At 70.5% G+C, this 22,582-nt stretch carries 22 protein-coding genes and 1 pseudogene; 15 read left to right on the forward strand and 8 right to left on the reverse strand.

Features of this window, described 5'->3' with window-relative positions; translation table 11 throughout:
• Positions 1-298 precede the first annotated feature (298 nt).
• Both EV384_RS14290 and EV384_RS14300 read left to right on the forward strand, forming a co-directional pair.
• A complete protein-coding gene (locus tag EV384_RS14290) occupies positions 299-1,159 on the forward strand; it encodes an aminoglycoside phosphotransferase family protein (RefSeq protein WP_207232325.1) in 861 nt (286 codons plus the stop codon).
• A gap of 283 nt (positions 1,160-1,442) precedes the next feature.
• Positions 1,443-1,598 carry a hypothetical protein gene (locus tag EV384_RS14300; protein ID WP_207232726.1) on the forward strand — a complete coding sequence of 52 codons (156 nt, stop codon included), beginning with the start codon at positions 1,443-1,445 and terminating at the stop codon, positions 1,596-1,598.
• Positions 1,599-1,698: 100 nt separating this feature from the next.
• On the opposite strand, the gene EV384_RS14305 is transcribed toward EV384_RS14300, so the two are convergent.
• Positions 1,699-2,556, reverse strand: a complete 858-nt coding sequence (locus EV384_RS14305; protein ID WP_242624050.1) for a zinc metalloprotease — start codon at positions 2,554-2,556, stop codon at positions 1,699-1,701.
• 670 nt (positions 2,557-3,226) lie between these two features.
• Here EV384_RS14305 and EV384_RS14315 point away from each other — a divergent pair.
• The 6 genes from EV384_RS14315 (at position 3,227) to EV384_RS14340 (ending at position 7,710) form a co-directional block, all read left to right on the forward strand.
• A complete protein-coding gene (locus tag EV384_RS14315) occupies positions 3,227-4,183 on the forward strand; it encodes a sulfotransferase family protein (protein ID WP_242624051.1) in 957 nt (318 codons plus the stop codon).
• 188 nt (positions 4,184-4,371) lie between these two features.
• The gene (locus tag EV384_RS14320; RefSeq protein ID WP_130333703.1) at positions 4,372-4,752 is read left to right on the forward strand and encodes a hypothetical protein; all 381 of its coding nucleotides are present in this window, start codon (positions 4,372-4,374) and stop codon (positions 4,750-4,752) included.
• Between the two features lie 111 nt (positions 4,753-4,863).
• Positions 4,864-5,193, forward strand: coding sequence for a hypothetical protein (locus EV384_RS14325; RefSeq protein WP_130333705.1), 330 nt, complete (start codon positions 4,864-4,866; stop codon positions 5,191-5,193).
• A 177-nt stretch (positions 5,194-5,370) separates the two neighbouring features.
• Entirely contained in the window at positions 5,371-5,859 is a 489-nt protein-coding gene (locus EV384_RS14330; protein ID WP_130333707.1) for a hypothetical protein, read from the forward strand.
• A gap of 142 nt (positions 5,860-6,001) precedes the next feature.
• Positions 6,002-7,099 carry an LLM class flavin-dependent oxidoreductase gene (locus EV384_RS14335; RefSeq protein WP_130333709.1) on the forward strand — a complete coding sequence of 366 codons (1,098 nt, stop codon included), beginning with the start codon at positions 6,002-6,004 and terminating at the stop codon, positions 7,097-7,099.
• On the forward strand, positions 7,096-7,710 hold the full coding sequence (locus EV384_RS14340) for an FMN reductase (RefSeq protein ID WP_130333711.1): 615 nt from the start codon (positions 7,096-7,098) through the stop codon (positions 7,708-7,710). Before EV384_RS14335 ends, EV384_RS14340 begins: the two co-directional genes overlap by 4 nt.
• Positions 7,711-7,788: 78 nt before the next feature.
• Here the strand turns inward: EV384_RS14340 and EV384_RS14345 are convergent, their stop codons facing one another.
• A complete protein-coding gene (locus EV384_RS14345; protein WP_130333713.1) occupies positions 7,789-8,271 on the reverse strand; it encodes a MarR family winged helix-turn-helix transcriptional regulator in 483 nt (160 codons plus the stop codon).
• 180 nt (positions 8,272-8,451) lie between these two features.
• Here EV384_RS14345 and EV384_RS14350 point away from each other — a divergent pair, with 180 nt between their 5' ends.
• The 4 genes from EV384_RS14350 to EV384_RS14365 all read left to right on the forward strand — a co-directional run bounded on the left by EV384_RS14350 (position 8,452) and on the right by EV384_RS14365 (position 11,143).
• Complete coding sequence (locus EV384_RS14350; RefSeq protein WP_130333715.1) at positions 8,452-9,012, forward strand: NADPH-dependent FMN reductase; 561 nt, start codon at positions 8,452-8,454, stop codon at positions 9,010-9,012.
• Positions 9,013-9,036: 24 nt separating this feature from the next.
• Positions 9,037-9,345: a signal peptidase II gene (locus EV384_RS37235; RefSeq protein ID WP_130340536.1), complete on the forward strand. Its 309-nt coding sequence runs from the start codon at positions 9,037-9,039 to the stop codon at positions 9,343-9,345.
• Complete coding sequence (locus EV384_RS14360) at positions 9,335-10,546, forward strand: sodium:proton exchanger (RefSeq protein ID WP_130333717.1); 1,212 nt, start codon at positions 9,335-9,337, stop codon at positions 10,544-10,546. Before EV384_RS37235 ends, EV384_RS14360 begins: the two co-directional genes overlap by 11 nt.
• A gap of 222 nt (positions 10,547-10,768) precedes the next feature.
• A complete protein-coding gene (locus EV384_RS14365; RefSeq protein WP_130333719.1) occupies positions 10,769-11,143 on the forward strand; it encodes a VOC family protein in 375 nt (124 codons plus the stop codon).
• Between the two features lie 259 nt (positions 11,144-11,402).
• Here the strand turns inward: EV384_RS14365 and EV384_RS14370 are convergent, their stop codons facing one another.
• From EV384_RS14370 to EV384_RS14385, 3 genes and pseudogenes are all read right to left on the reverse strand, one after another.
• A complete protein-coding gene (locus EV384_RS14370) occupies positions 11,403-12,668 on the reverse strand; it encodes a family 16 glycosylhydrolase (protein ID WP_242624052.1) in 1,266 nt (421 codons plus the stop codon).
• 86 nt (positions 12,669-12,754) lie between these two features.
• Positions 12,755-14,303 (reverse strand): annotated as a pseudogene (locus EV384_RS14375) (ricin-type beta-trefoil lectin domain protein).
• Positions 14,304-14,786: 483 nt separating this feature from the next.
• Positions 14,787-15,866 (reverse strand): ROK family protein, encoded by a 1,080-nt coding sequence (locus tag EV384_RS14385; RefSeq protein ID WP_242624053.1) that lies wholly within the window; start codon positions 15,864-15,866, stop codon positions 14,787-14,789.
• A gap of 156 nt (positions 15,867-16,022) precedes the next feature.
• Here EV384_RS14385 and EV384_RS14390 point away from each other — a divergent pair, with 156 nt between their 5' ends.
• The 3 genes from EV384_RS14390 (at position 16,023) to EV384_RS14405 (ending at position 18,870) form a co-directional block, all read left to right on the forward strand.
• Positions 16,023-16,685 carry an HAD-IA family hydrolase gene (locus EV384_RS14390; RefSeq protein WP_242624054.1) on the forward strand — a complete coding sequence of 221 codons (663 nt, stop codon included), beginning with the start codon at positions 16,023-16,025 and terminating at the stop codon, positions 16,683-16,685.
• Between the two features lie 898 nt (positions 16,686-17,583).
• Positions 17,584-18,159 (forward strand): GNAT family N-acetyltransferase, encoded by a 576-nt coding sequence (locus EV384_RS14400; RefSeq protein ID WP_130340542.1) that lies wholly within the window; start codon positions 17,584-17,586, stop codon positions 18,157-18,159.
• A gap of 297 nt (positions 18,160-18,456) precedes the next feature.
• Positions 18,457-18,870: a hypothetical protein gene (locus EV384_RS14405; RefSeq protein ID WP_165439936.1), complete on the forward strand. Its 414-nt coding sequence runs from the start codon at positions 18,457-18,459 to the stop codon at positions 18,868-18,870.
• Between the two features lie 175 nt (positions 18,871-19,045).
• Here the strand turns inward: EV384_RS14405 and EV384_RS14410 are convergent, their stop codons facing one another.
• From EV384_RS14410 to EV384_RS14420, 3 genes are read right to left on the reverse strand one after another with little or no spacing between them, the layout of a single operon-like run.
• Positions 19,046-19,681, reverse strand: a complete 636-nt coding sequence (locus EV384_RS14410) for a M15 family metallopeptidase (RefSeq protein WP_130333727.1) — start codon at positions 19,679-19,681, stop codon at positions 19,046-19,048.
• Positions 19,678-20,808 (reverse strand): D-alanine--D-alanine ligase family protein, encoded by a 1,131-nt coding sequence (locus EV384_RS14415; RefSeq protein ID WP_130333729.1) that lies wholly within the window; start codon positions 20,806-20,808, stop codon positions 19,678-19,680. Before EV384_RS14415 ends, EV384_RS14410 begins: the two co-directional genes overlap by 4 nt.
• A complete protein-coding gene (locus EV384_RS14420) occupies positions 20,805-22,328 on the reverse strand; it encodes a threonine ammonia-lyase (protein ID WP_242624055.1) in 1,524 nt (507 codons plus the stop codon). The genes EV384_RS14415 and EV384_RS14420 overlap by 4 nt, the downstream gene beginning before the upstream one ends.
• Positions 22,329-22,582 lie beyond the last annotated feature (254 nt).

The following is a 22,582-nucleotide window of genomic DNA, read 5'->3' on the forward strand; positions in this document are numbered from 1 at the left end:
AGACTTTGCCTGACGGTGTGGCCGAAGCTATGGCCACTCTCTCTGGCGCGCCTACCTGGGCGGTGGCCGGCAGGAGATGTTGAGACTGGGGCTGCCGCGGTTGGCGCAGCCGGTGTTCGACGATGCGTTCGCTGTTGAGACCTCGTCCTCGGCGGCTGCTGGTCGACACCAAGGGCGCCGTAGTCGTTCGGGAGCGTCGGTGCTGGACACCTAATCGGTTGGCACCACACCGCCTAACCGCATTACCGTGCCAGCCGTGCCCATCCACGATGACGAGATCCGAGCCACCGTCGGGCAGGTGCGCCGCCTGGTGGCGGCCCAGTGCCCGCAGTGGGCCGACCTTCCCGTGACACCCCTACCCGACGAGTTGGAGGGCACCGACCACGTACTCTTTCGGATCGGCAACGAACTCGTCGCCCGTATGCCCAAGATTGCCTCGGCGGTCGACCAGGCCGATTCTGATGCGCGGTGGCTGCCCTTGCTGGTGTCCCACCTGCCTGTGCGGATTCCAGTTCCGCTTCATGTGGGCGAGCCGGGCGCGGGGTACCCGTGGCGGTGGACCGTGGTGCCGTGGGTCGTGGGGAGCACGCCTCCCAGGCTTGGCTGCGACGACGTACTCCTGGCCCGCGATGTGGCCGCCTTCGTTCGCGCCCTGCACGGGGTGGATCCGGCCGGAGGCCCGTTCAAGCCACCGGGTTCCCGCGGGTCCGCCCTGCACCACGCCGATGAAGGCGTCCGCCGTGTGCTGCCCCGGCTCGCCGAGCAGGACGACGGCTTCGATGTGACCGCGGCCGAGGCGGCCTGGGACGCCTGCCTGGCTGCTCCTGACTGGGACCGGGACCCCGTATGGATCCACGGTGATCTGCAGCCGGGCAACCTGATCACCGACCGCGGCCGACTGGCCGCGGTCATCGACTTCGGCGCACTCGGTGTCGGCGATCCGGCGCCGGACGTGGCTCCGGCGCTATGGACCTTCACCGGCGCGGCCCGGGAAGCCTACCGGGAGGCAGTCGAGTACGACGACGCTACCTGGCGCCGCGCCTGCGGCTGGGCCCTCGCACCGTCGCTGACCGGCATCGACTACTACCGGCATACCTTCCCGCGAATGGCCGAGCACGGCCGCCGAATGGTCCGCGCAGTGATCGCCGAACTGGCGTGAATGCCACTGCCAGCCGAGTGGCTACTCGCGCTCAGCGGACGCACCTCGAGACCTGGGAAGTCGGGCACCCAACTCAACGTCCCTGCACCACGATCGAGACGTGCGGATCTGCCGCTGTCGGTGGCTGACCGGCGATGGGTGGCAGCGCACCACCCGGGGCCGCCGCTGCCGCACCCTGTCGACCCATCCGCGGGACTGACCGACGCAGCCTTCTCGGCGGTGCGCCAATGGCTCGGGCGGCGTAATGACAGCGCTTGATCAGCTGCACGCCCATGCCGATTGGGTGAAGGCGGCCCCGGAGGCGATCCAGCAGCTCACCGCCGAGGCGATGCACGACATCGCCGACTACCTCCGCCCCGCCCACCTGCAGCAGCTACGCAAGATCATCGACGACCCCGAGGCGTCGGGCAACGACCGGTTCGTCGCTTGGGCCTGCTAAGAGGAGCCTCTGGGTAGCGCTTCGGTCTACGTATACAAAAGGGGTTGACGAGCCGCTGGCTGCGGCCCGTCAACCCCGACACGTGCCCACCAAGGCTTGGTTAGACGCCACCGGCCCGGAACGCCAGCCAGGCGTCGCTCATCCGGTCCGCCTGCCCTGCGCTGAACATGTTCATGCAGGAGTCCTGCGTGTAGTCCATGAAGTTGTGGATCGGGTCCAGCCCGGGTGCGGTGCAGGTGTCCGCGCCCACCGGGCAGTTGAACTGCGGCGCCGCCTCCCGGGGAGTGTCCGCGACGTAGTCGCCGGAAGCGGAGCACCCGTGCGCGAAGGTGTGCTCCAGCATCAGCCAGTGCCCGACTTCGTGCGTCAGCGTGTCGCCCAGGGCGTACTTGCCCGCCGTTCCGCCCGGCATCGACTCATCGAGCATCACCACGCCGTCGATGTAGTCCCGGCCGTTGTTGTAACCCTTCGGGAAGTACGCCCAGCCGAGGAGCCCGCCGCCGATGTTGGCCGCGTACACGTTCAGGGTGCGGGCGTCGCCGGTGTACAGCGCCTTCTTCATGTCCCGCTCGTTCTTGCCCGGCACGACGGTGTACCAGTCGCTGTTCACCGTCCACGTCGTGTCGACAAGCGAGAAGCGGAACGGCGTGTCGGAGGCGTCCGAGGCCGTGCGACCGGCGAACGAGTCGTTGAGCACCGTCATCTGCGCCGCGATCAGGGTGTTCCACCGGTTCGTCTCGGCCTCGCTGAGGGGGTGGTCGGAGACCATGTGGAAGACCGTCGGCACGGTGATGCTGCCGTTGGCCAGGCGCGGCGAATCCTTGATCACGCCGTAGGCGTTCGCCTCGTTCTTGGAGTACAGCTCCGGCTCCTGGGCGGTGGCGCCCTCGCTCACCCGCGCCGCGCTGTGCCCCTCGGCACCCGGCTCACACGCCGCAACACCCGCGGAGGCGGTCACGGACGCTGCCGTACCCACCGCCGCGGAGGCTCCACCGGCCGCCAAGAATGTCGCAGCGGTAGCGGTCAGGACTGCCAGTTGGAACGTCGATCTCCTGCGCATCGTTGCACCTTTCACGGACGGGATGGAGGGGTGACAGAGCGGTATGGACGACGGTACGCCGCGACAAGGTCACTGACATCGTCGTCCCGTTATAAGAACACGCCATTGGCGTTGACAACAGACCTCAAGATCGGGACCGCATCGCCAGGTCCCGGCCTCGCCTCTGGGGCCACACGACCAGGCCGAGGCGCGGATCGCGGCGGCGATCGCCGCAGGCGCATCATGGCGCGCTACGTGACAGTCGAGCAAAACGACCGGTCGACGCCGGTTTTCAAGCGACTGCTGGCCAGTCCGTGGCTGAGGCCGCGATATCAACACAGCGCCAAGTCACTCTGCGTGAACGTTGATGAAGGTCGCTTGCCCCGGCGGTGCACGGATCTGCCGAGATCAGTGCATCAGTGTGTGAGGGATGCGGCGCGTTGGGAAGCTTCGATAATTCGTTGCTCGCTTGTTGGAGGCGGCCGTCCGGCACGCACTCGGCGCGGCGGGTGCGGGTCCGGCCCGTAGCAGCGGGTGAAGGGGATAAATGGCTTGCACAGGTGCCGGGCTGAGAGTTTGACTGCTCGCTATGCCTTTCCCCTCACCGGTCTTCGTTGCGGGTACGGGTCGTTCGGGAACGTCACGGATCGCCGACATCATCGGCGAACATCCGCTGATCCATCGGATTCCCATGGAGACCCGGTTTCTCATCGACCCGGGTGGCCTGCGGGACCTGGCCGACGCGCTCACCGATCGATACGACCCCACCGTCGGTGAGGACGCCCTGCACCGGCTGAGCGACTTCCTCACCGTACGAGTGCCCGGCCGGCGCGACGATCGCGGCAAAACCGTTCCCGAGCTGGTCGGCGAGCGGCGCTACCGGGACGCGGTGCAACAGCTCTGGCCGCAGTTGATCGCGTACACATACGACGAACCTGCGCCCGCGGAAGGCTTCGGGAACGCCGACCGGCCTGCCGGGCCGTTCGAGCCGCTGAGCCGCCGGCGGGTACTTCCCAGGTATTTCAGCGACCGGGGCGAACTGCTCGGAATCTTGCGGGGCCTGATCGACACCATGTTCGGCGGAGCAGCCGCCGACGCGGGCAAGCCGACCTGGTGCGAGAAGACACCGTTCAACCTGCTGTGCATGGAGTTCCTCTGGGAACTGGTCCCCGAAGCGACCATCGTGCACATCAAGCGTCACCCGGTCTCAGTGCTCGCATCCCACCTGGCCCAGCCATGGGCACCGCCCACCGTCGACGGCGCGCTCGCCTACCTCAAGCCGGTCTACCACCGATGGCTCACCTGGAAGAACGCGGTCGACCTGACGGGCAGGCGATACATCGAGGTGAAAGCAGAAGATCTTGCAGCCGACTGGCCCGGGCAGCGCCGCGCCCTGTTCGAACGGCTCGACGTCGACGACTTCGCCACCCCTTCAACGTTTCAGTCGCACAAGCTGACGAACCGCAACGACCAATTCGACGACGAAACCCGCGAGTTTATCGAAGAAGCACTCGGCATGGTCATCCCGGCCATGGGATATGAGTGACGGCTCTGGCTCTCCACCTTGACGACGCCGCGTCGCGCCCCTCGAACGCCCGGTAAACGCTGCTTCAGCCGAACCGCATCGCAGACCACTCGTTCCTAACTTTCCGGCCGTCTTTTGAGCCCGGAGTCAGCAACGATGGCCGTGTCACCTTCCTCAGCGGTCGGCGCACGGTCATGACTTTCCATCCGATGAGCGGTGTGCAGGTGCTGTGGCACCATGAGCGTGATCTCCACCCGCGAGCGCCGATCCTCCACGGCGAGACTCTGTGGCTCGTCGAGGACGCCGGCGTCGCGGTCATCGACCTGAGTCAAGGTGTTGTCACCGAGGTGCGGCCCTTACTGCACGGCGCTGTCTGCGCCGCGGCCCCGGTGTCCGACGGTGTGCTGTTCGCCTTTACGGACGGCTCGCTGGTCACCATCGACGGCGCTGGCGACGTCGGCGCTCGCATCCGGCTCTCGGCGCGGATTGGCCGGCTGGTCCCCGGAGACAACGGTCTGATGCACGCAATCGGAGAAGGCCAACTCGTCACGCTCAATATCCCCACTACAGCAACCGTCCCGCTTCGTTAGAGAGCATCCGCTCATGGCACCCCTGGAGGCGTCACCGGGAGCATCCGGAACCCCGAGACGGTTCTCATCGGCCGATTGGACCGGCGCGGTCGGCTGCGATACACCGGCCGCATGCATCCGCTGGCCACGCCCCAGCGGCTGGAGCTGGCGACGCTGCTGTCCCCGCTGCGCCTGCCCCGCCGCGGTGCCGTCACCCACCCGTGGCCCGAGCCACTACCCGCCGCGCGGTCCGGCCAGGTCGACCGGCCCGAGCCGTTGCCCTACATCCAGGTCGAGCCGACGGTAGTGGCGGACATCGAGGTCGACACCGCCTACGAACACCACCGGTGGCGTCACCGCGTCCGGTACGCGCGCCCCAGGACGGACCGGTCGGTGGGCGACGTGCCGCTGGTGCTCGGCGAAGGCGAAGACCCGTTCCCCGACTACGCGGGCAGCGCCTGATCTGACCTCAGCTCAAGTCCCGATGCAGGCGGAGGCCGCAACCAGACCTGAAGCACTCGATGCACGTCGAGCGGCCTGAACAGCGCGGCGAGCCGGCTGACAGGGGAAACTGCTGGCCAGGGAACTTGGCCCGCCTTTGATCAGGAGCGCAGCTGCGCGAGACTGCCACCCATCAGCATGGAAGCCTCGGAGGTCCAGCATTCCCTGCCACCCCAGGACTACCCGACGTTGGCCGGGCTGCCCACCGAGCCGCAGGCACTATTCGACTGGCTGCGAGCCCAGGTACCGTCCGGCAAGGGCGACAACGCCCGGCGCGACGCCGTCTCGTACGCCGTGATCAAGTCGATGCTGCGAGAGAACGTGCTTCCGTCCAGTGTGAAGGCGACGCTGCTGCGGGTACTTGCCCTGATCCCCGGTGTCACCCAGTCCACCGATCCGGTCGACTTCGACGGACGCCCGGCGATCGCGGTCGGCATGGTCCAGGACAGGTGGCGGCACGAGGACATCCTGCTCGACCCGACCACTCACGAGTTCCGTGGATGCCGGACCGTCGTGGTCAAGGACCACACGACGCCTGAGGGGGGCAGGCTGCAGGAGGGTGACGTCGAGGTCGAGCTGATCCGGGTCACCGGCAAGATCGTGGACGGGCCGGGCCAGACCAGCTGACCATCGGGTACGTCGTGCCCTCGCTGACCCACCGTGAGCGCTCACTCCAAGATACTTGCTTGGTCAAGGAATTTGCCTCGTCCGCCCCGGGTTTCTGATGGGCGTCAGGCGTGATCGGAACGAGCGAGGCAGGCGAGCTGAGATGCAGTTCGGGATCTTTGGTGTGGGCGACGTGGCGCGCGACCCGGTGACCGGGCGGATGCCGTCCGAGCACGAGCGGATCAAGGCCGTGGTGGAGTACGCGAAGCTGGCCGAGGAGGTGGGCCTGGACGTCTTCGCCATCGGTGAGCACCACAACCCGCCCTTCTTCCCGTCCTCGCCCACCACGCTGCTGGGTTACGTCGCGGCGCGGACGGAAAAGATCGTGCTGTCCACCTCGACCACGTTGATCACGACCAACGACCCGGTGAAGATCGCCGAGGGCTACGCGATGCTCCAGCATCTCGCCGACGGCCGGGTCGACCTCATGATGGGGCGCGGCAACACCGGGCCGGTCTATCCGTGGTTCGGCCAGGACATCCGCAACGGCATCCCGCTCGCCGTCGAGAACTACGCCCTGCTGCGCCGGCTGTGGCGCGAGGAGGTGGTCGATTGGCAGGGCAAGTTCCGCACCCCGTTGCAGTCGTTCACCTCGACCCCCCGGCCGCTGGACGGCGTACCGCCGTTCGTGTGGCACGGCTCGATCCGCAGCCCGGAGATCGCCGAGCAGGCCGCGTACTACGGCGACGGGTTCCTGCACAACAACCTCCTCTGGCCCAAGGAGCACGTCCAGCGGATGGTGGGGCTCTACCGACGGCGGTTCGAGCACTACGGGCACGGCTCCGCGGACCAGGCAATCGTGGGCCTCGGCGCGCAGGTGTTCATGCGGAAGAACTCGCAGGACGCGGTCCGCGAGTTCCACCCGTACTTCGACAACTCGGCGGCCTACGGGCACGGCCCGTCGCTGGAGGAGACGATGAAGCAGACGGCGCTCCTGGTCGGCAGCCCGCAGGAGGTGATCGACCGGACCCTGACCTTCCGGGAGTACGCGGGCGGCGACTACCAGCGCCAGCTCTTCAACGTCGACGGGATCGGCGTACCGCGGAAGACCGTGCTCCAGCAGATCGAGATGCTCGGCGAGGTCGTGCAGGTGTTGCGCAAGGAGTTCGCGGTGGGCCGTCCCGCCCATGTGCCGGACGCCCCGACGCACGAGTCGCTGAAGGCGGCGGCGCGGGCCGCCGCGACGGAGGAGGACCGATGAAGCGGACCATCGCGGTCGTGTCGGCCGGTCTTCGGCAGCCATCGTCGACCCGGATGCTCGCGGACCGGCTGGCCGACGCGGCCCGCCGCGAACTAAAACAGCTCGGGGCGGAGGTCGACGTCGAACTGATCGAGCTGCGCGACCACGGACACGACCTGGTCAACAATCTGTTCGCCGGCTATCCGTCGGCAGAGCTCAGGCGGGTGCACGAGATCGTCGCCCGCGCGGACGCGCTGATCGCGGTCACGCCGACGTTCAACGCGTCGTACAACGGGCTGTTCAAGATGTTCGTCGACGTCCTCGACGACACCATCCTGATGGACAAACCGGTGCTGATCGCCGCCACCGGGGGGACGGGACGGCACTCGCTGGTGCTGGAACACGCGCTGCGGCCGCTCTTCAGCTACCTGCACGCGGTGGTCGTACCGACCGCGGTGTTCGCCGCCCCCGAGGACTGGGGTGCCGGCGACACAGCCCAGGGCTCATTGGTCCACCGGATCGACCGCGCGGCCGGGGAGCTGGCCCGCGAGGTGGACCGGCGAGACAAACCGGTGCACGGCGACCCATTCGACGATCCGACGCCGTTCGAGCACATGCTCGCCGGGGAGTGACGAGGCCGCGCCGAGCGCGCCGGGCACCGCCGTAGCACGTGCCCGGCGCCGGCGGGGGGAAATGCGGCCGCCGCGCGGTCAGCGCGCGGCGGACGGCTCACCGGCCGTCCCGACCCGCTGGAACGCGCGGGCCAGCTCGACGAGGTCCATGCCCGTGAAGTGGTCCAGGAACCGCCGCCGTACGGCGGCCAGGTGGCTCGGCCAGGACTCCTCCAAGCGGGCGAGGCCGGCGTCGGTGAGAACGGCGTTCCAGCCGCGCGCGTCCTCCGCGGTCCTGACCCGCTCGACCAGGCCCTGGGACTCCAGGCGATTGATGGTACGGGTCATCCCGCTCAGCGAGAGCTGGCAGGCCCCGGCGAGTTCGCTCATCCGCATCTGTCGGCCCGGCGCCTCGGACAGGTTCCTCAGGGCCGTGTACTCGGTGAGCGGCAACTGGTGTTCGCCCACCATGTCGGCGTCGATCGTCCGCGGCAGGACGTACATCACGCGGCCCAGGGAGCGGACCACCGCTTCCTCCTCGGGGGTCAGCGGTTGCAGGCGTTCGGCTGGGGAGTCGGACATGCCATCCATGCTAGTTGCTTGACCGAGCAATCGGCCGCCTTGGCGCGAAGTCGGGAGGCCACCCTGCCGGGGCGCACCCAGTCGCTGTGACCGTGGCCATAGGGCATGAAATTTGCTTGACCAAGCAATCGGTGGCTAGCGTTTGCTTCGCCAGGCAAGGACATTTGGAAGGGCACGACAATGACCAGAATCGGTATCATCCTCGGGAGCACCCGCCCCGGGAGCAACGGAGAAGCCGTCGCCCGCTGGGTCCTCGAGGTCGCCAAGCAGCGCAGCGACGCGCAGTTCGAGCTCATCGACCTGCTCGACTACCAGCTGCCGCACCTCGACGAGGCGTACCCGCCGGCGATGGGCCAGTACACCCAGCCGCACACGCTGCGCTGGGCCAACACCATCGCGTCGTTCGACGGCTTCGTGATGGTCACCCCGGAGTACAACCACTCCACCTCGGGTGCCCTGAAGAACGCCATCGACTTTCTCTACGCGGAGTGGAACAACAAGGCCGTCGGTTTCGTCAGCTACGGCTCCGCTGGCGGCACCCGGGCTGTGGAGCACCTGCGCCTGATCGCCGGCGAGCTCCAGATGGCCGACGTACGGTCCCAGGTGGCGCTGTCGCTCTTCACCGACTTCGAGAACTTCAGCGTCTTCAAGCCGAACCAGTTCCAGCAGGACTCGCTCAACGCCACCCTCGACCAGGTCGTGGCCTGGAGCACCGCGCTCGCCCCGCTTCGCAAGGGCTGAACACTGCCCCCAACGGTGCTGGAGATGGCCGCGGGTTCCTCCCGCGGCCATCTCCGCCCGCTCATCCCCGAAGCCGAGGAGGATGGCGACCTCGGCGGGGGAGTACCAGCGCGGGGTGAGTCCCGCCGAGGTGCAGACCCGGCAAAGGATCCTCGACCGCCCGTAGTCGCCGGCGCCTTGGGGCTCATGGCCGGTGGCGCGGCCGGCAATCTGGTCGACCGGCTCTTCCACGCGCCAGGGGTGGGCCATGGTGAGGTCGTGGACTTCCCGTATCTCGACTGGTGGCCGACGTTCAACCTCGCCGACACCGCCGGTAGCCGCGATGGGCGCTGAGATCGAGACCACCGTCACCGGTCGGGGCGCCGGGGCTCGTGTCGCCATCGCCGTGGCGGTCGCCGCCCCGGCAGTGGTCATGCGGCTGGCCGGGGTGGAGGTGGCGCCGGTGGCGGCGGTGGCGGTTTTCGGCGCCGCCGTACTCGCCTCGGTGGCGCTGCTGATGTGGGCCTCGGAGGCCGCGCGGGTGGACATCTCCGGCAGCCTCGCGCTGGCCATCCTGGCGTTGGTGGCGATCCTGCCCGAGTATGCGGTGGACATCTTCTTCGCCTACACCGCCGGTCACGACCCGGCGTACGCCGCCTACGCCCTGGCGAACATGACCGGCGCGAACCGCCTGCTCATCGGGGTGGCCTGGCCACTGCTGGTCGTCTTCGCGATCGTCGCGGTACGCCGCCGCGGCGTTCGCGGCGAACGCGACGCCGTGACCGTGCGGGCACACCGCCGCACCGAGATCGTGTTCCTCGCCGTCGCCACCATCTACGCCCTGGTCATACCGCTGACCGGCCGGCTGGCCTGGTACGACGCGCTGGTGCTCAGTGGGTTGTTCGCCGCCTACCTGTGGCGGATCCGCGGCAAGGAGGAAGCCGAGGAAGAACTGGCCGGCGTGGCCGCCACCATCGCTGTTCAGCCGGCCACCCGCCGGCGTGCCCTGGTCGCCGCGCTGTTCGTGGCCGCCGGGACGATCATCCTGGCCGCCACCGAACCGTTCGGCGACGCCCTCGTCGGCGCGGGCATCGACCTGGGCATTGACGAGTTTCTGCTCGTCCAGTGGCTGGCCCCGATCGCCTCCGAAGCGCCCGAGGTCATCGTCGCGATCACGTTCGCCCTGCGCGGACGCGCCGACGACGGCATGGGCGCACTACTGGCCGCGAAACTCAACCAGTGGACCCTGCTGATCGCCTGCCTGCCGGTCGCCTACTACCTCGGCGGCGGCGAGTTCGCCGGGTTGCCGCTGGACGCCCGGCAGACCGCGGAACTGGTGCTCACCACCGCCCAGACGCTGCTCGGCGTGGCCGTCCTGACCGACCTGCGACTGTCCCGCGGTGAAGCCGCCCTGCTGTTCGGCTTGTTCGCCGTCCAGTTCGTGCTGCCCGCACCGAACATCCGCTACGTCATCGCCGTCGCCTACACCGCGCTGGCCGTCGTGCTGCTCATCCGGCAGCGTCGCCACGTCCCCGAGCTGATCAGGTCCCTCTGACACCGATCGGAGAGCCCACCTCACACACCGACCCCCACGCCGCGCCGTGTCCGCGGCAGCCCTGGCACGGATGGCGGACCGAACCAGGACCAGGTCCGCAGCGCATCAGACACGGCCCGGACGGCTGCGTACGTTCCGTCTGTGAGCACGCCGGATGATGTTGGGCGCTCGAACGACGTCGCTGGCGTGCGGCACCCGGAGGATGCGGGTACGAACGGTGGTATGGCAGATAGACCTCGGTTGAACGTCGCCGCCACCGTGCTGGACTCGCCCGACGCCCAGCAGCTCGCCGCGTTCTACGAACGCCTGCTCGGGTGGTCGCGACACGACGACGAGCCGGACTGGGTGACGATGCGTCCGCCGGACGGCGGTGCGGGCCTGTCCTTCCAGACCGAGCCGGCGTACGTGCGGCCGGTCTGGCCGGCGGGTCCGCAGGAGCCGCAGATGATGGCCCACCTCGACATCGAGGTCGACGACCTGGAAGCGGCGTCGGCCCACGCGGTGGCCGTCGGCGCCACGGTGGCGGACTTCCAACCACAGGACGACGTGCGGGTGCACCTCGACCCGGCCGGCCACCCGTTCTGCCTGTTCATCTGAATCGATCGGCGGGCGGCTCGTGACGATCTCCCACCGTCCCGGCCGCGAGGTGGCCGCCCGAGGCTCCCCGGTCAGCCGGGCTCCTTGCCGGCGGCTGCACCGTCGCATCGGGCTGTCCGAGGGGCGGCCGTGACGGCCGGAGGCATCCTGGCCGCCGGCCGTCACGGCTCGGATCTGTCCGGCAACCCCCGTCACGGACGCTGCCTGCGGTTGCGCGGTGCCCCGCGGCTCCACGCCGGGCCGGAGCGTTCGTTCTGCCTCAGGCTCGCGACCACTTCTGGTTGGCCCCGCCCGTGCAGTCCCACAGCTGGAGCTTGCCGCCGTTGTTCGGGTTCCAGTCCCGCACGTCGACGCACCGGTTGGCGCTCAGGTTCACGAGGTCGCCGGAGCCGGTGAGGGTGAAGCGCTGCGCCGGGTTGCCGTTGCAGCTGACGAGGTTGACCTCGGTGCCGTTGGCGGTGCCGGCCCAGGCGGGGTCCATGCACTTGTCCATGGCGCGCACCGTGCCGTCGGAGGCGAACGTCCAGGCCTGCGCGGCGGTGGTGTTGCAGTCCCAGATCTGCAGCTTCGCACCGTCGACCGGGTTGGCCCCGGGGATGTCGATGCAACGGCCGCTCTGCGCTCCCTTGATCCGGGTGGTTGCGGGCGGCGGGTTGCCGTCGCCCGAGGTGTAGCCGGAGACCCGGACGTAGTCGACGAGCATCTGCTGGGGGAACTGGGTGGCGGCGTCGGGGTATCCCGGCCAGTAGCCGCCGACGGCCACATTGAGGATCAGGAAGAAGGGGTGGTCGAACACCCAGCGGTTGCCGCCGAGCCGGCCGGGGTCGACGCGGTGGTACTCGACGCCGTCGAGGTACCAGACGATGGAGTTCGGCTCCCAGTCGACCCGGTAGGTGTGGAAGCCGTCGGCGAGGGGCTGGCCGAGGGTGCGACTGCCGCTGATGCCGCCCGAGCCGGAGTAGCCAGGGCCGTGCACGGTGCCGTAGACGGTGTTGGGCTCCTTGCCGACGTTCTCCATGATGTCGATCTCGCCGGAGCTCGGCCAGCCGACGCTGCCGATGTCGTTGCCCAGCATCCAGAACGCCGGCCAGATGCCCTGGCCCCGCGGGATCTTGATGCGGGCCTCGAACCGGCCGTACGCCTGGGTGAAGGTGGCGGCCGTGAGCAGCCGGGCGGAGGTGTACTCGCAGCGCCCGTAGTGGCACTGGTAGTTGGCCGGGTTCTCCTTGCGGGCGGTGATGACGAGGTTGCCCTGGCCGTCGTGCACCGCGTTGCTGGTGCTGTTCGTGTAGTACTGCTGCTCGTTGTTGCCCCAGCCACCACCGCCGATGTCGAACCGCCACCTGCTCTGGTCGACGGGCGTGCCGGCCGGTGCGTTGAACTCGTCCTGCCAGGTGATCCCGCCGATGGCCGCCTGGGCCGGGTGGGGGTGCGGCGGCATGACGAGGGCCAGTGCGGCCAGGAGGGCGAGGGTCGCGGCGCGGGCGAGGATTCGCGACCGTGGGCGGGGGCGGGCTCGAAGCACGGGGATCTCCTTGGGGGTGGGGTACGGGACGACGGATGCTGACGACCGGCGGCGCGGCAGGTGCCGGAACGGTGGACGGGTGCGGATCAGCCGCGGCGCCACTTCTGGTTGGCGGTGCCGGCGCAGTCCCACAGCTGCAGGCGGGCGCCGTCGGAGTTGTTCCAGTCCTTGATGTCGACGCACTTGTCGGCCTGCGGGTTGACCAGGTCGCCGGCGGCGGAGAGGACGAACTGCTGCGCCGGGTTGCCGCTGCAGGTGGCAATCTGGATGGTGGCACCGTTGGCGGTGGAGCCCCAGGCCACGTCCATGCACATGTTGTTCTGGCTGCGCAGCGTTCCGCCGGTGAAGGTCCAGGCCTGCGCGGCGGTGCCGTTGCAGGTCCACGTCTGCAGCGGAACGCCGTCGGAGAAGTTGGAGTACGGCACGTCGATGCACCGGTTGTTCCAGTTGCTGATCACCCGGTCACCGCCGCCGGTGGTTGTCAGCGACAGGCCGTAGGCGGCGAGGATCTCGTTGACCGGCTGGAACCAGGTGGTGCCGCCGGTGGAGCAGTTGCCGGAGCCACCGGAGGCGACGCCCTGGGCCTGGTTGCCGGAGATCCAGGAACCACCCGAGTCGCCGCCCTCCGCGCAGGCGTTGCTGCGGCTGAGGCCGTACACCGCGCCCTGCGCGTAGTTGACCGTCTCGTTGCGGCCCAGGATGGTCCCGCAGCGCCATCCGGTGGTGCGGCCGGAGCGGCAGACCGAGCTGCCGATGGCCGCGTCCTGGGAGCCGGCCACCGCCACGTTGCCGCCGGAGTAGTTGTTGACCCAGGGCCGCGGCGTCCAGTCGCCGTTGGTGCGGACCCAGGCGTAGTCGTCGCCGGGGAACGACGAACCGACGAACGTGCCCTGCGCGACGTTGTTCAAGCCGAGGGTCGGGCTACCGGCGCGTCCACAGTGGCCGGCGGTTACGAAGCCGCCGGCGACCGCGAAGCCGACCGAGCACAGGGTGTTGCCGTTGATGACGTACTGGTCGCCGCCGCGGACGTCGTACCTGAGGCGGGGTGCGTCGGCGGACTCGGCGACGGCCACCTCGCTTGCAGCAAGCCCGCTGGCACGGGCGAAGGAGAGTGCCTCGGCAGCGGCACCCGGCCTGGTCGTTACCACTACCCGGTTTGCGGGCCACGTCGACGGACCAGCCGTGGACAGTGTGCGGGTCCGCCTCGGCCCTGCTCCGGTCCAGGGCCCGCTTCGCCGCGTCGAGGGTGCGCTCGTTGCGGGCCACGACCTTCGGATCCGCGCCCTCGGCCCGGACGACCGGGGCGAGCGCCGGATCCGTGACAGCCACGGTCAGGCGTTGACCGCCGGCCGGGATCCACGCCCCGGCGAAGGCCGAGCCGAGCCGGGCGCGGAGGCGCTTCTCGACGGTCGGGGCGGCGGCCTCGAGGCGCATGCGGGCGCCGAGTTGCGCGCCGGTCAGGCCGAGGTCGCGGCGCATCGCCTCGGCCATCGCCGGGGCGATGCCGGTCGCCGCCACGTCGGCGGCAGGCGGAGCGGTGGGGCGGCCGGCGCTGGCCGCTGCCGCCGGCGGAGAAAGGCTCACCAGCGTCAGGGCCGCCGTGGCGGCGCCGAGCACGCGCAGGGTTCGAGACATGGACGTCCTCCGGGGATACGAGGTGCGACCGAACGTGGACCTTGATCAGGAAACTGAGAGCGCTCTCCGACAGATGTTCATCGATGCATGCGATATTTGTCAACACTGTTGCCAGTACGTGGCCGGCCGCCGCCAGCATGACAATCCAGAGTGGCCGGACGGTGACCCGGCGTTGCCTCGCGGACCACGGGGCAGCCGAGGGAGGTGTCGGTCCCGGTCACCTCGCCAAGGGGCGGTGCGGCGAACCGTCGAGGGGTCCTTGCCGAGGTACTGACCTGCTGCCGACGTGGTGGATGCCGCCGGTGATCCAGGGACCGATGGTCTGGCTGATCATGAGGGCCTCGTCGACGAATCGCCGGGGCCAAGCCGCGTTATAGGGCTCAAGGTAAACGGCGGCATTGACGTGGCTCGAGTGACTGTTGAGACCATCCGGCATGACCGAGGGCTTCAGGCGGGCTGATATCGAGCCCGACGGGAATGTGATCAACGATTGGCGATGGCCCAGTCGGCGAGGGCGGGTGCGCTGGTGGTGTGGTCGAGGCCGATGATCGCGGCACCATGCAGTGGCCCGTCGTCGCCGTGCGCGGCGTTGACGACGGGTGGGGGTTGGGCCCGGTGGAAAGCCATGAGGCCGTCGGTGTAGGCGCCTTCGAACGCGGCGCGCGCGGTGTGGCGGATAGCGGGACCGAGTCCGCCGAGGGTGATGAGGTCGGGGTCGTGCATGTTGGCCAGGCCGGCGATGCCGGTGGCGAGGGCTTGCGCGACGGCGGTGACGGCCTGTCGCGCGCGGGTGTCGTCAGCGGCGCGGTCCAGGATGTGGCGGGCGTAGCTGCGGGGATCGGCCGGGGCTGGTTCGCCGAGATGGCGGGCGAGGGCGCGGCCGTCGACGTCGAGGTCCCAGCAGCCGCGGGCCCCGCAGGGGCAGTGAAGGCGGCGGTCGCCGAGGGGCAGGTGTCCGTATTCGCCGGCGGCACCGTGGGCTCCGGTGACGGGGCTTCCATCGACGGTGAGGGTGCCGCCGATGCCGACCTCGACGATGAGGTGGAGGGCCGTGCTGGCGGTGGTGGCCGCGCCGGTACGGGCTTCGGCGACGCCGGCGAGGGTGGCGTCGTTACCAACCAGCAGCGGCAGAGATGTGTCGATGGTGATGGTGCTCAGATCTACCCGTCCCCAGCCGAGCGTTGAGGCCTGCGCGAGGTGCTGGTCGTGGACGGTGCCGGCGACGGCGAGGGAGACGGCTCGGAGTCGGTCGCCGTACTGGGTACGGGCCTGGGCGACTGTCTGACGCACCGCGGTCAGCACGGTCGCGGGTTCGCGGCTGCGGTGCGCCTGACGACGCAGGTTGTGTAGTTGCCCGTCGACGGTCACGATGGCGTGGCGCCAGTCCTCCTGGCGCAGGTCGGCGGCGAGGATCACCGGGCCCTCGGGATGCGGCTGCAGCACGGTGGTGGGCCGGCCGCGCCCACGGATGGGGGCCGGCGTCTCGGTGAGCAGCCGCAGCTCGCGCATCCGGGCGGTGATCTCGGTGGCGAGCCCGCTGGTCAAATGCAGCTCGCGGGCCATCGCCGCTCGGGTTATCCCGGGTCGGCGAGACATCACGGCGAGCACCTGTGACGCGGTGTGGTACCGGGCCGCGTCAGCGCGCTGTCGGGGAGGGCTTGCCATGGCAGGAGCACACCACCTTATCCTCGTACCACGAGCATATTAGGGGAGGTTGTCGTGGTGCTGCTGGACACGGACGGTACTGAGGAGGGTGTTGTGGACCTGTCGGCGGTGGTTGCGGTGCTGCTGGACATGGACGGCACCCTGGTCGACTCCGACGCCGCCGTCGAGCGGGCTTGGCGGGTGTGGGCCGGCGAGTACGACGTCGACCCGGTGGCGGCGTTGGCGATCGCGCACGGCAGCCCGGCCGACCGTACTGTCCGCCGGTTGCTGCCCCACCTCGACGACGCGGCGGTTGCCGCGTCCGCGGCGCGGCAGCTGGAGCTGCAGTACGACGACCTGTCCGACGTCACCGCCACCCGCGGCGCAGTCGAACTGCTGGCGACGCTGGCCCGGCTCGGGCTGCCGTGGGCGGTGGTGACCAGCGCGGACACCCGCCTGGCCAAGGCGCGGCTGGCCGCCGCCGGCATCGACGCGCCCGTGCTCGTCACGGTCGACGACGTGAGCGTCGGCAAGCCGGCACCGCAGGGCTACCTACGCGCTGCCATGCTGCTCGACGTGCCCGCCGAGCGCTGCCTGGTCGTCGAGGACGCCGAGGTCGGAGTGCAGGCCGGGCGCGCGGCGGGCGCGTGGACGGCCGCCCTCAAAGGTATCGACGCGGACCTGCGTATCGCGGATCTGGCGCAGCTGGCGCAGCTGCTTACGCCGTCGCGTCGGTGACCGTGGTGACGCGACACGCCGGGCTGTCAGATGTACCTGCCTTGACACCTGTGGCGTACTCATCGACGAAGTTTGGATCCTGCGTCGCGGCGACGTCGTGGACGCGCGCGGTCGCGACGGTCGACGCGCTCATCACGCTCGCGTTTCGCTGACGGCCTGACGGCGACGAGCACACGCTGGCCGAGGCCAAGGCGCTGGTCCGCGAGTACCTGCACCGCCACCTGGAGATCCCGGGAGCCGAGTGATGAGCGTTCCGCCGCCGGCGGAGGTCACATCCGACAATCGGATCCGCCACCGCCTCATGCAAGTCGCCGCCTTGCGCAGCGACCGTGTCCCTGTAACAGCACCGCGATGCGCAGCGCCTGTGCTTCAGGAAGGTCGGGCTGCACGGCTTCTCTGGCGGGCGGGACTCCGGACCGCGGGGCTCCGCCCGGTCGATCGGAACAGCACGGACAGGAAGTACCTATGGCTGACCCCACATCGCCGGTAGCACCCCCACAGCCGTCGCCCCAGCAACGGCGCGCTGCCACCGCCTCGCCCGCATCCGCAGCGGTGACACGTGCCGCACCGGACAGCGCGGGCCAGGTGCCACAACTGCCGCCTGAGGAGCGCCGGGTCGCGACGTGCCGGCACTGTCGGCAACCCCTGTTCAATGACGTGTTGTGGGGGTGGATGCACGAGGGAACCCGATACCTGTGCCAGGACCCGGCCACGGGCGAGTTGCTGTGCCAACCCGCGACGCCCACCTGAACGCCTCTCGAGGGAGGCGTGTCGGCGGTACGGCACGAGCGGCCAACACTCCATACCGAGTGCTCGCTCGCGACCGATCGGACCGAACGGCAAACTGCGCGGCTTGGCCCGCTGCACCAGCGGCGCCGTCCAGATATCGTCGGGTGTTGTGACCGCGCCTGAGATCACCGTGGCCGAACGGGCCGATCGTGAACGCGCGATGGGCTCGCTGGTTGCCGCGTTCGCCAACGATCCGGTCCTGCGGTACCTCTTCCCCGACGATGCCACCTATCCGCGGTACGCCGCCGCGTTCTTCGGGCACCTCTTCGACAAGCGGGTGGGCCAGGGAACGATCTGGACAGTCGGCCACGGCGCGTCGGTCGCGATGTGGGACGGTCCCGCAGCCGCGGGCGGGCCCCCGGAAGAGAGTCTCGCGGCCCACCTTCCCGCAGACGCGCTGGCCCGCGTCAACGCCTACGGAGAGGCCGTGCACGCCGCACTGCCGACCACCCCGTTCTGGTACCTCGGCGTCCTGGGCACCCATCCCGACCACGCCGGCCGCCGCTGGGGCCACGCCGTCATGGGGATCGGATTGCGTCGGGCCGCCGCGGACGGCTTGCCGGCGATCCTGGAAACCAGCAACCCGGCCAACGTCGAGGTGTACCGCCGCGCCGGCTGGGAGGTCGCGCGCACCGTGACGACCGAGCCGCTGACGATCTGGATAATGCAACAGTCGACCGGCTGACCGCGGGCCGAACGGCACACCCAGCGGCGACTGAGCCACCAGGCGACAGGGCGGGCAGGCCAGCGGCAGTCATCGACGCTGGCCGACAGGAGTCTTGATCCTTGCAATGCGGCGGTCAAGTGAAAGGCCCGTGGCGTGGCCAGCATCTACACCGAGGGCATCGAGCTCGACCACCACTGGCTCCACGAGGTCTTCGCATACCCTCGCAGTGGACCTCAGGCGACGTCACGTCCGGGCCGGCAGCTCGTCGCCGGGTAGACCTGCCGTTCGACCCCCGTTCGCTCATGGAGGTGTGTTGTGGTGCGCAACCAGCGACAGGTTGGCGAGGGGTTGTGGACCGTCCTGTTGCTCTTCTGGGGCATGGCCATGTTCTTCGGGGTGGGGTTGATCAGTGCCGCCTCCTCGCTGGGTTGCGACGACGAATGCGCGAGGGGTGAGGACTGGGCCTGGTTGGGGCTCGCGATCAGCTGTGTGGCCGGGCTGCTCCTCATGATGCTGTTCGTGCTTCTCGGTTGGGTGCTGAAGCGCCTCCGGCGTCGCTTCCTCACCTTCGCGAGCGCCGCCATGCTGGTGGCCACCGTCGTGGGTGTGGTGGCGTTCCTCTCGCTTGACGACGGCCGCGGGGCGCCGAGGGTCAACGCCGTGAGGACCGGTTCGGCGGTTCAGGCGCTTCAGCCCACGATTCCTGTTGTGGGTGGGACGATCCGCTGAATCGACGTGTGACTCTGCGGCAACTGCACCACCCTGGGTCGCATCGGAGTCCGCGCCGGCGCCCAGTTCGGCAGTCCGGCCTGCGGTCTTCCTACCGTCGGAGGGCGGTAGGAAGACCACTCCGTTGATTGCGTCCGCAACCGAAGTACGCCGCGATCCCGCCGCGACTGGTCCGTCACACCGGCCCGTACCGGGTGCGGCGCGCGCCAGTGGTCAGTGCCCAGTAGCGGTCGCCGTACGACCAGTGCCACCACTCGGTCGGGTAGTTCACCAGTCCCGCGCCGCCGAGGGCGTCCACCAGGATCCGCCGGTGCCGCCGGGCGGTCGCGCCGATGGTGCGGGCGCCGGTGAAGCAGGCGCCCGCGCTGTCCTCCGGGGTGGCGTCGACGGCGGTGCCCAGGTCCAGCTCCAGACCGTCGGCGGTGCACAGCGTCAGGTCCACCGCCCCGCCGGTGCTGTGCGGCGCCACCTCGACCGGCGAGACGAACTTGCTGGTCTCCCGGTGCAGCCGCTCCGGCGACCAGTCCGGGTGCCGCCGGCGCAGCTCGTCGCGGTAGCCGGTGAAGATGCCCAGCTGGGCCTGGTAGGGCCGGTATCCCTCGACGACCAGCAGGCGCACCCCGGCGGGCAGCGAGCGCTGCGCGGTCAGCAGCCGGTCCGCGACCCCGCGGCGCAGCCGGGCGTACGCCCCGGCGGGGTCGGCCGCCCGCCCGTCCAGCCGCAGCTCGGGCAGGTCGCGCAGGTCCACCAGCGGCTCGCCGTCGTCGGCGCTCCGCACCGCCGCCACGCGGGGATCGGAGAGCAGGATCATCGGGCGCTCCGGGTGGCGGTCGCGGCGCGCTCCGCGTGCCGGGTGCGGGCCAGCTCGACCAGGCGGTCCACCACCTCCCGGTAGCCGACGCCCGCCGCTGCCCAGACCTTCGGGTACATGGAGTGTGCGGTGAAGCCGGGCATCGTGTTCAGCTCGTTGACGTACAGCTCGCCGGTCGTCTCCTCGTAGAGGAAGTCGACCCGGGCCAGGCCCCAGCCGCCGATCGCGGCGAACGCGCGCAGGGACAGCTCGCGGACCCGCTCGGTCACCTCGTCGGGCAGTACGGCTGGGACCACCATCGGGTCGGCGTCGCCGAAGTACTTCTGCCGGTAGTCGAACCAGCCTCCGGCGACCCGCACCTCGCCCACCGCCGACGCCTCCGGGCGCCAGCCGCCCAGCACAGCGCACTCCAGCTCCCGCCCGACGACCCCCTGCTCGACCACGACGAGCTGGTCGTGCCGGAGCGCCTCCTCCACCGCGGCCGCCAGGTCGTCGCCGTCGGCGACCCGGGAGATGCCGATCGAGGAGCCCATGCTGGCCGGCTTGACGAACAGCGGCCGGCGCAGCCCCAGCACCAGCTTCTCCGGGTCGTCGGCCTGCCGGTAGGTCTGCGCGTCGAACGTTACGTGCGGGGTGATCGGGATGCCGTCGGCGAGCAGGGCCCGCTTCATCGCCACCTTGTTCATGCCGACGGCGGAGGCGAGGATGCCGCATCCGACGTACGGCACGTCCAGCGACTCCAGCAGTCCCTGCACCACCCCGTCCTCACCGAACGGGCCGTGCAGCACCGGGAAGACCACGTCCAGCTCGGCGTGCACCGCGCCGGGGGCGTTCCTCGTGGACACCAGCACGGTCCCCGGGCGGGGGCCGGCCCGCAGCTCGACCGCGGGGCCGGTCACCGTCAGCCGGTCGTCGATGGCCCGGTCGGCGGCGGGCCGGTCCCGCAGCTCGGCCAGGACGGCATCCGGCACCAGCCGGTACCCGCTGGCGCGGGTGACGCCGATGGCGACGGTGCGATACCCGCCACCGGCCAGCGCCCGGGCCACGCCGAGCGCCGAGGCGCAGGAGACCTCGTGCTCCGCCGACGGGCCCCCGAACAGAATTCCGATCCGGATCGGCGCGCTCATGCCGCCACCCCTTCCACACTCGTCACGTCGGCGAGCCGCTCGCCCACCAACCGGGCGACCAGCGTCGCCTCGACATTGCCGCCGGTCAGCACGACGCCGACCGTCCGGTACCTCCGCCGGCCCACGCCGGTCGTTTCGAGCCCGCCCACGAGGGTCGGTGCGAACCCGCCCGCGCCGGCCGCCTCGAGCACGGCCGCACCGGCCGGCTCAGGACCGCCCGCGCCGGCCGTTTCCTGCCGGCCCAGGTCGGTCCGGCCGGCCGCGAGGCGCAACGCGCCGGCCAGGCCGGCCGCCCCGGACGGCTCGGCGAGCACCTTCAGCTCCAGCAGCAGCAGCCGGAACGCCTCGGCGATCTCCTCGTCGTCGACCCGCACGACGCCCCGCACGCCGTCGCGCAGCACGGCGAACGGCAGCTCACCGACGCAGGACGGCCGCAGCCCGTCGGCGATCGTGGGTCCCGGCACCACCGGGACCCGCCGGCCCGCCGCCAGGCTGCGGGCCAGCGAGTCGCAACCGACCGGCTCGACCCCGTACACGTCGATCGCGCTGTCGGACGCGGCCAGGCAGGCGCCCGCGACCCCGCCGCCACCGCCGACCGGCACCACCAGCGCGTCCAGCGGGGTGCCGGCACGTTCGGCCTCGGCGATCAGCTCCAGGCTCGCGCTGCCCTGCCCGGCGATGACGTCCGGATGGTCATACGCGTCGATCAGCGGGTGACCGGTGGCGTCGCTGAGCTGGCGGGCCACCGCGAGCCGTTCCTCGACGGTGGTGCCGGCGAGCACGATGTGCGCCCCGGCCGCCCGGGCCCGGGCCACCTTCGTCGCCGCCGCGTCGACCGGCAGCACCACGGTGGCCGCCAGCCCGTGCCCCCGGGCCGCCAGCGACACCGCCACCGCGTGGTTGCCGGTGCTCTGCGCGACCACCCCGGCGTGCCCGGCGGCGGCGAGCCGGCCGACCGCGAGCAGCGCGCCGCGCATCTTGTACGAGCCGCCGGCTTGGAGGTTCTCCGCCTTCATCAGGACCCGGGCGCCGGCCAGCCGGTCGATCGCCGGGGAGCGCAGCACGGGGGTACGCACCACCCGGCCGGACAACCACCGGGCGGCCTCCTCGACGTCGGCCCGGGCCGGGCCGGCCGGGGCCGGGGGATCTGTGCGTGCCATCGCTTCTCCTTCGATTGCGGTTGTGTTCGAGCGCCGGCGGCGCGAGGGCAGGTCGAACAGCCAGGTCCCGCCGGCCGCCGGCAGCGCGCGGTGGACGGCCAGGCTGAGCGCCAGCACCACCGCGGTGAGCAGGACCGGATAGCAGGTCACCAGGAGCGCCCGGCTCGGGCCGTTCAGGTCGGCGACCGGGCCGGCGAGCAGCCGGTGCAGCAGCGCCAGCACCGGCACGTGGATGACGTAGATCGGCAGCGTCCGGCGGCCGAGGGTGGCGGGCGCGCCCCGGCGACCACCCGCCGCCGGGAGAGCCGGGCCGCCGCGGTGACGCCGAACGCCACCGCGGCGACGGACACCAGCAGCCACACCCCGGGCAGCACTCGGCGCCGGCCAGCGCCATGCCGGCCAGTGCCGCCGCGTACCCGACGAAGGCCGGCAACAGCCGGCGGTCCGTCGGGGTCGCCGCCCACCGCTGGACGTGCGGCCGCAGGTGCAGGCCGGCGAGGAAGAACACGAGGTTCTGGTAGACCCCGCCCCGGTTGCCCGGGGTGTCGAGCAGCCCGGCCGCCGTGACGGCCGACAACGCGCCACGTCGGCCCACGCCACGCGGTCCGCCGGCG

Origin of the sequence: Micromonospora kangleipakensis, assembly GCF_004217615.1 — a bacterium.
Lineage (GTDB): Bacteria > Actinomycetota > Actinomycetes > Mycobacteriales > Micromonosporaceae > Micromonospora > Micromonospora kangleipakensis.

What these genes read in the sequence shown, in the direction of transcription:
- EV384_RS14315 (WP_242624051.1), top strand. Translation starts at nt 3,227, where the DNA reads ATGCCTTTCCCCTCACCGGTCTTCGTTGCGGGTACGGGTCGTTCGGGA.
- EV384_RS14320 (WP_130333703.1), top strand. Translation starts at nt 4,372, where the DNA reads ATGAGCGGTGTGCAGGTGCTGTGGCACCATGAGCGTGATCTCCACCCG.
- EV384_RS14325 (WP_130333705.1), top strand. Translation starts at nt 4,864, where the DNA reads ATGCATCCGCTGGCCACGCCCCAGCGGCTGGAGCTGGCGACGCTGCTG.
- EV384_RS14330 (WP_130333707.1), top strand. Translation starts at nt 5,371, where the DNA reads ATGGAAGCCTCGGAGGTCCAGCATTCCCTGCCACCCCAGGACTACCCG.
- EV384_RS14335 (WP_130333709.1), top strand. Translation starts at nt 6,002, where the DNA reads ATGCAGTTCGGGATCTTTGGTGTGGGCGACGTGGCGCGCGACCCGGTG.
- EV384_RS14340 (WP_130333711.1), top strand. Translation starts at nt 7,096, where the DNA reads ATGAAGCGGACCATCGCGGTCGTGTCGGCCGGTCTTCGGCAGCCATCG.
- EV384_RS14345 (WP_130333713.1), bottom strand. Translation starts at nt 8,271, where the DNA reads ATGTCCGACTCCCCAGCCGAACGCCTGCAACCGCTGACCCCCGAGGAG.
- EV384_RS14350 (WP_130333715.1), top strand. Translation starts at nt 8,452, where the DNA reads ATGACCAGAATCGGTATCATCCTCGGGAGCACCCGCCCCGGGAGCAAC.
- EV384_RS37235 (WP_130340536.1), top strand. Translation starts at nt 9,037, where the DNA reads ATGGCCGCGGGTTCCTCCCGCGGCCATCTCCGCCCGCTCATCCCCGAA.
- EV384_RS14360 (WP_130333717.1), top strand. Translation starts at nt 9,335, where the DNA reads ATGGGCGCTGAGATCGAGACCACCGTCACCGGTCGGGGCGCCGGGGCT.
- EV384_RS14365 (WP_130333719.1), top strand. Translation starts at nt 10,769, where the DNA reads ATGGCAGATAGACCTCGGTTGAACGTCGCCGCCACCGTGCTGGACTCG.
- EV384_RS14385 (WP_242624053.1), bottom strand. Translation starts at nt 15,866, where the DNA reads ATGGCCCGCGAGCTGCATTTGACCAGCGGGCTCGCCACCGAGATCACC.
- EV384_RS14410 (WP_130333727.1), bottom strand. Translation starts at nt 19,681, where the DNA reads ATGATCCTGCTCTCCGATCCCCGCGTGGCGGCGGTGCGGAGCGCCGAC.
- EV384_RS14415 (WP_130333729.1), bottom strand. Translation starts at nt 20,808, where the DNA reads ATGAGCGCGCCGATCCGGATCGGAATTCTGTTCGGGGGCCCGTCGGCG.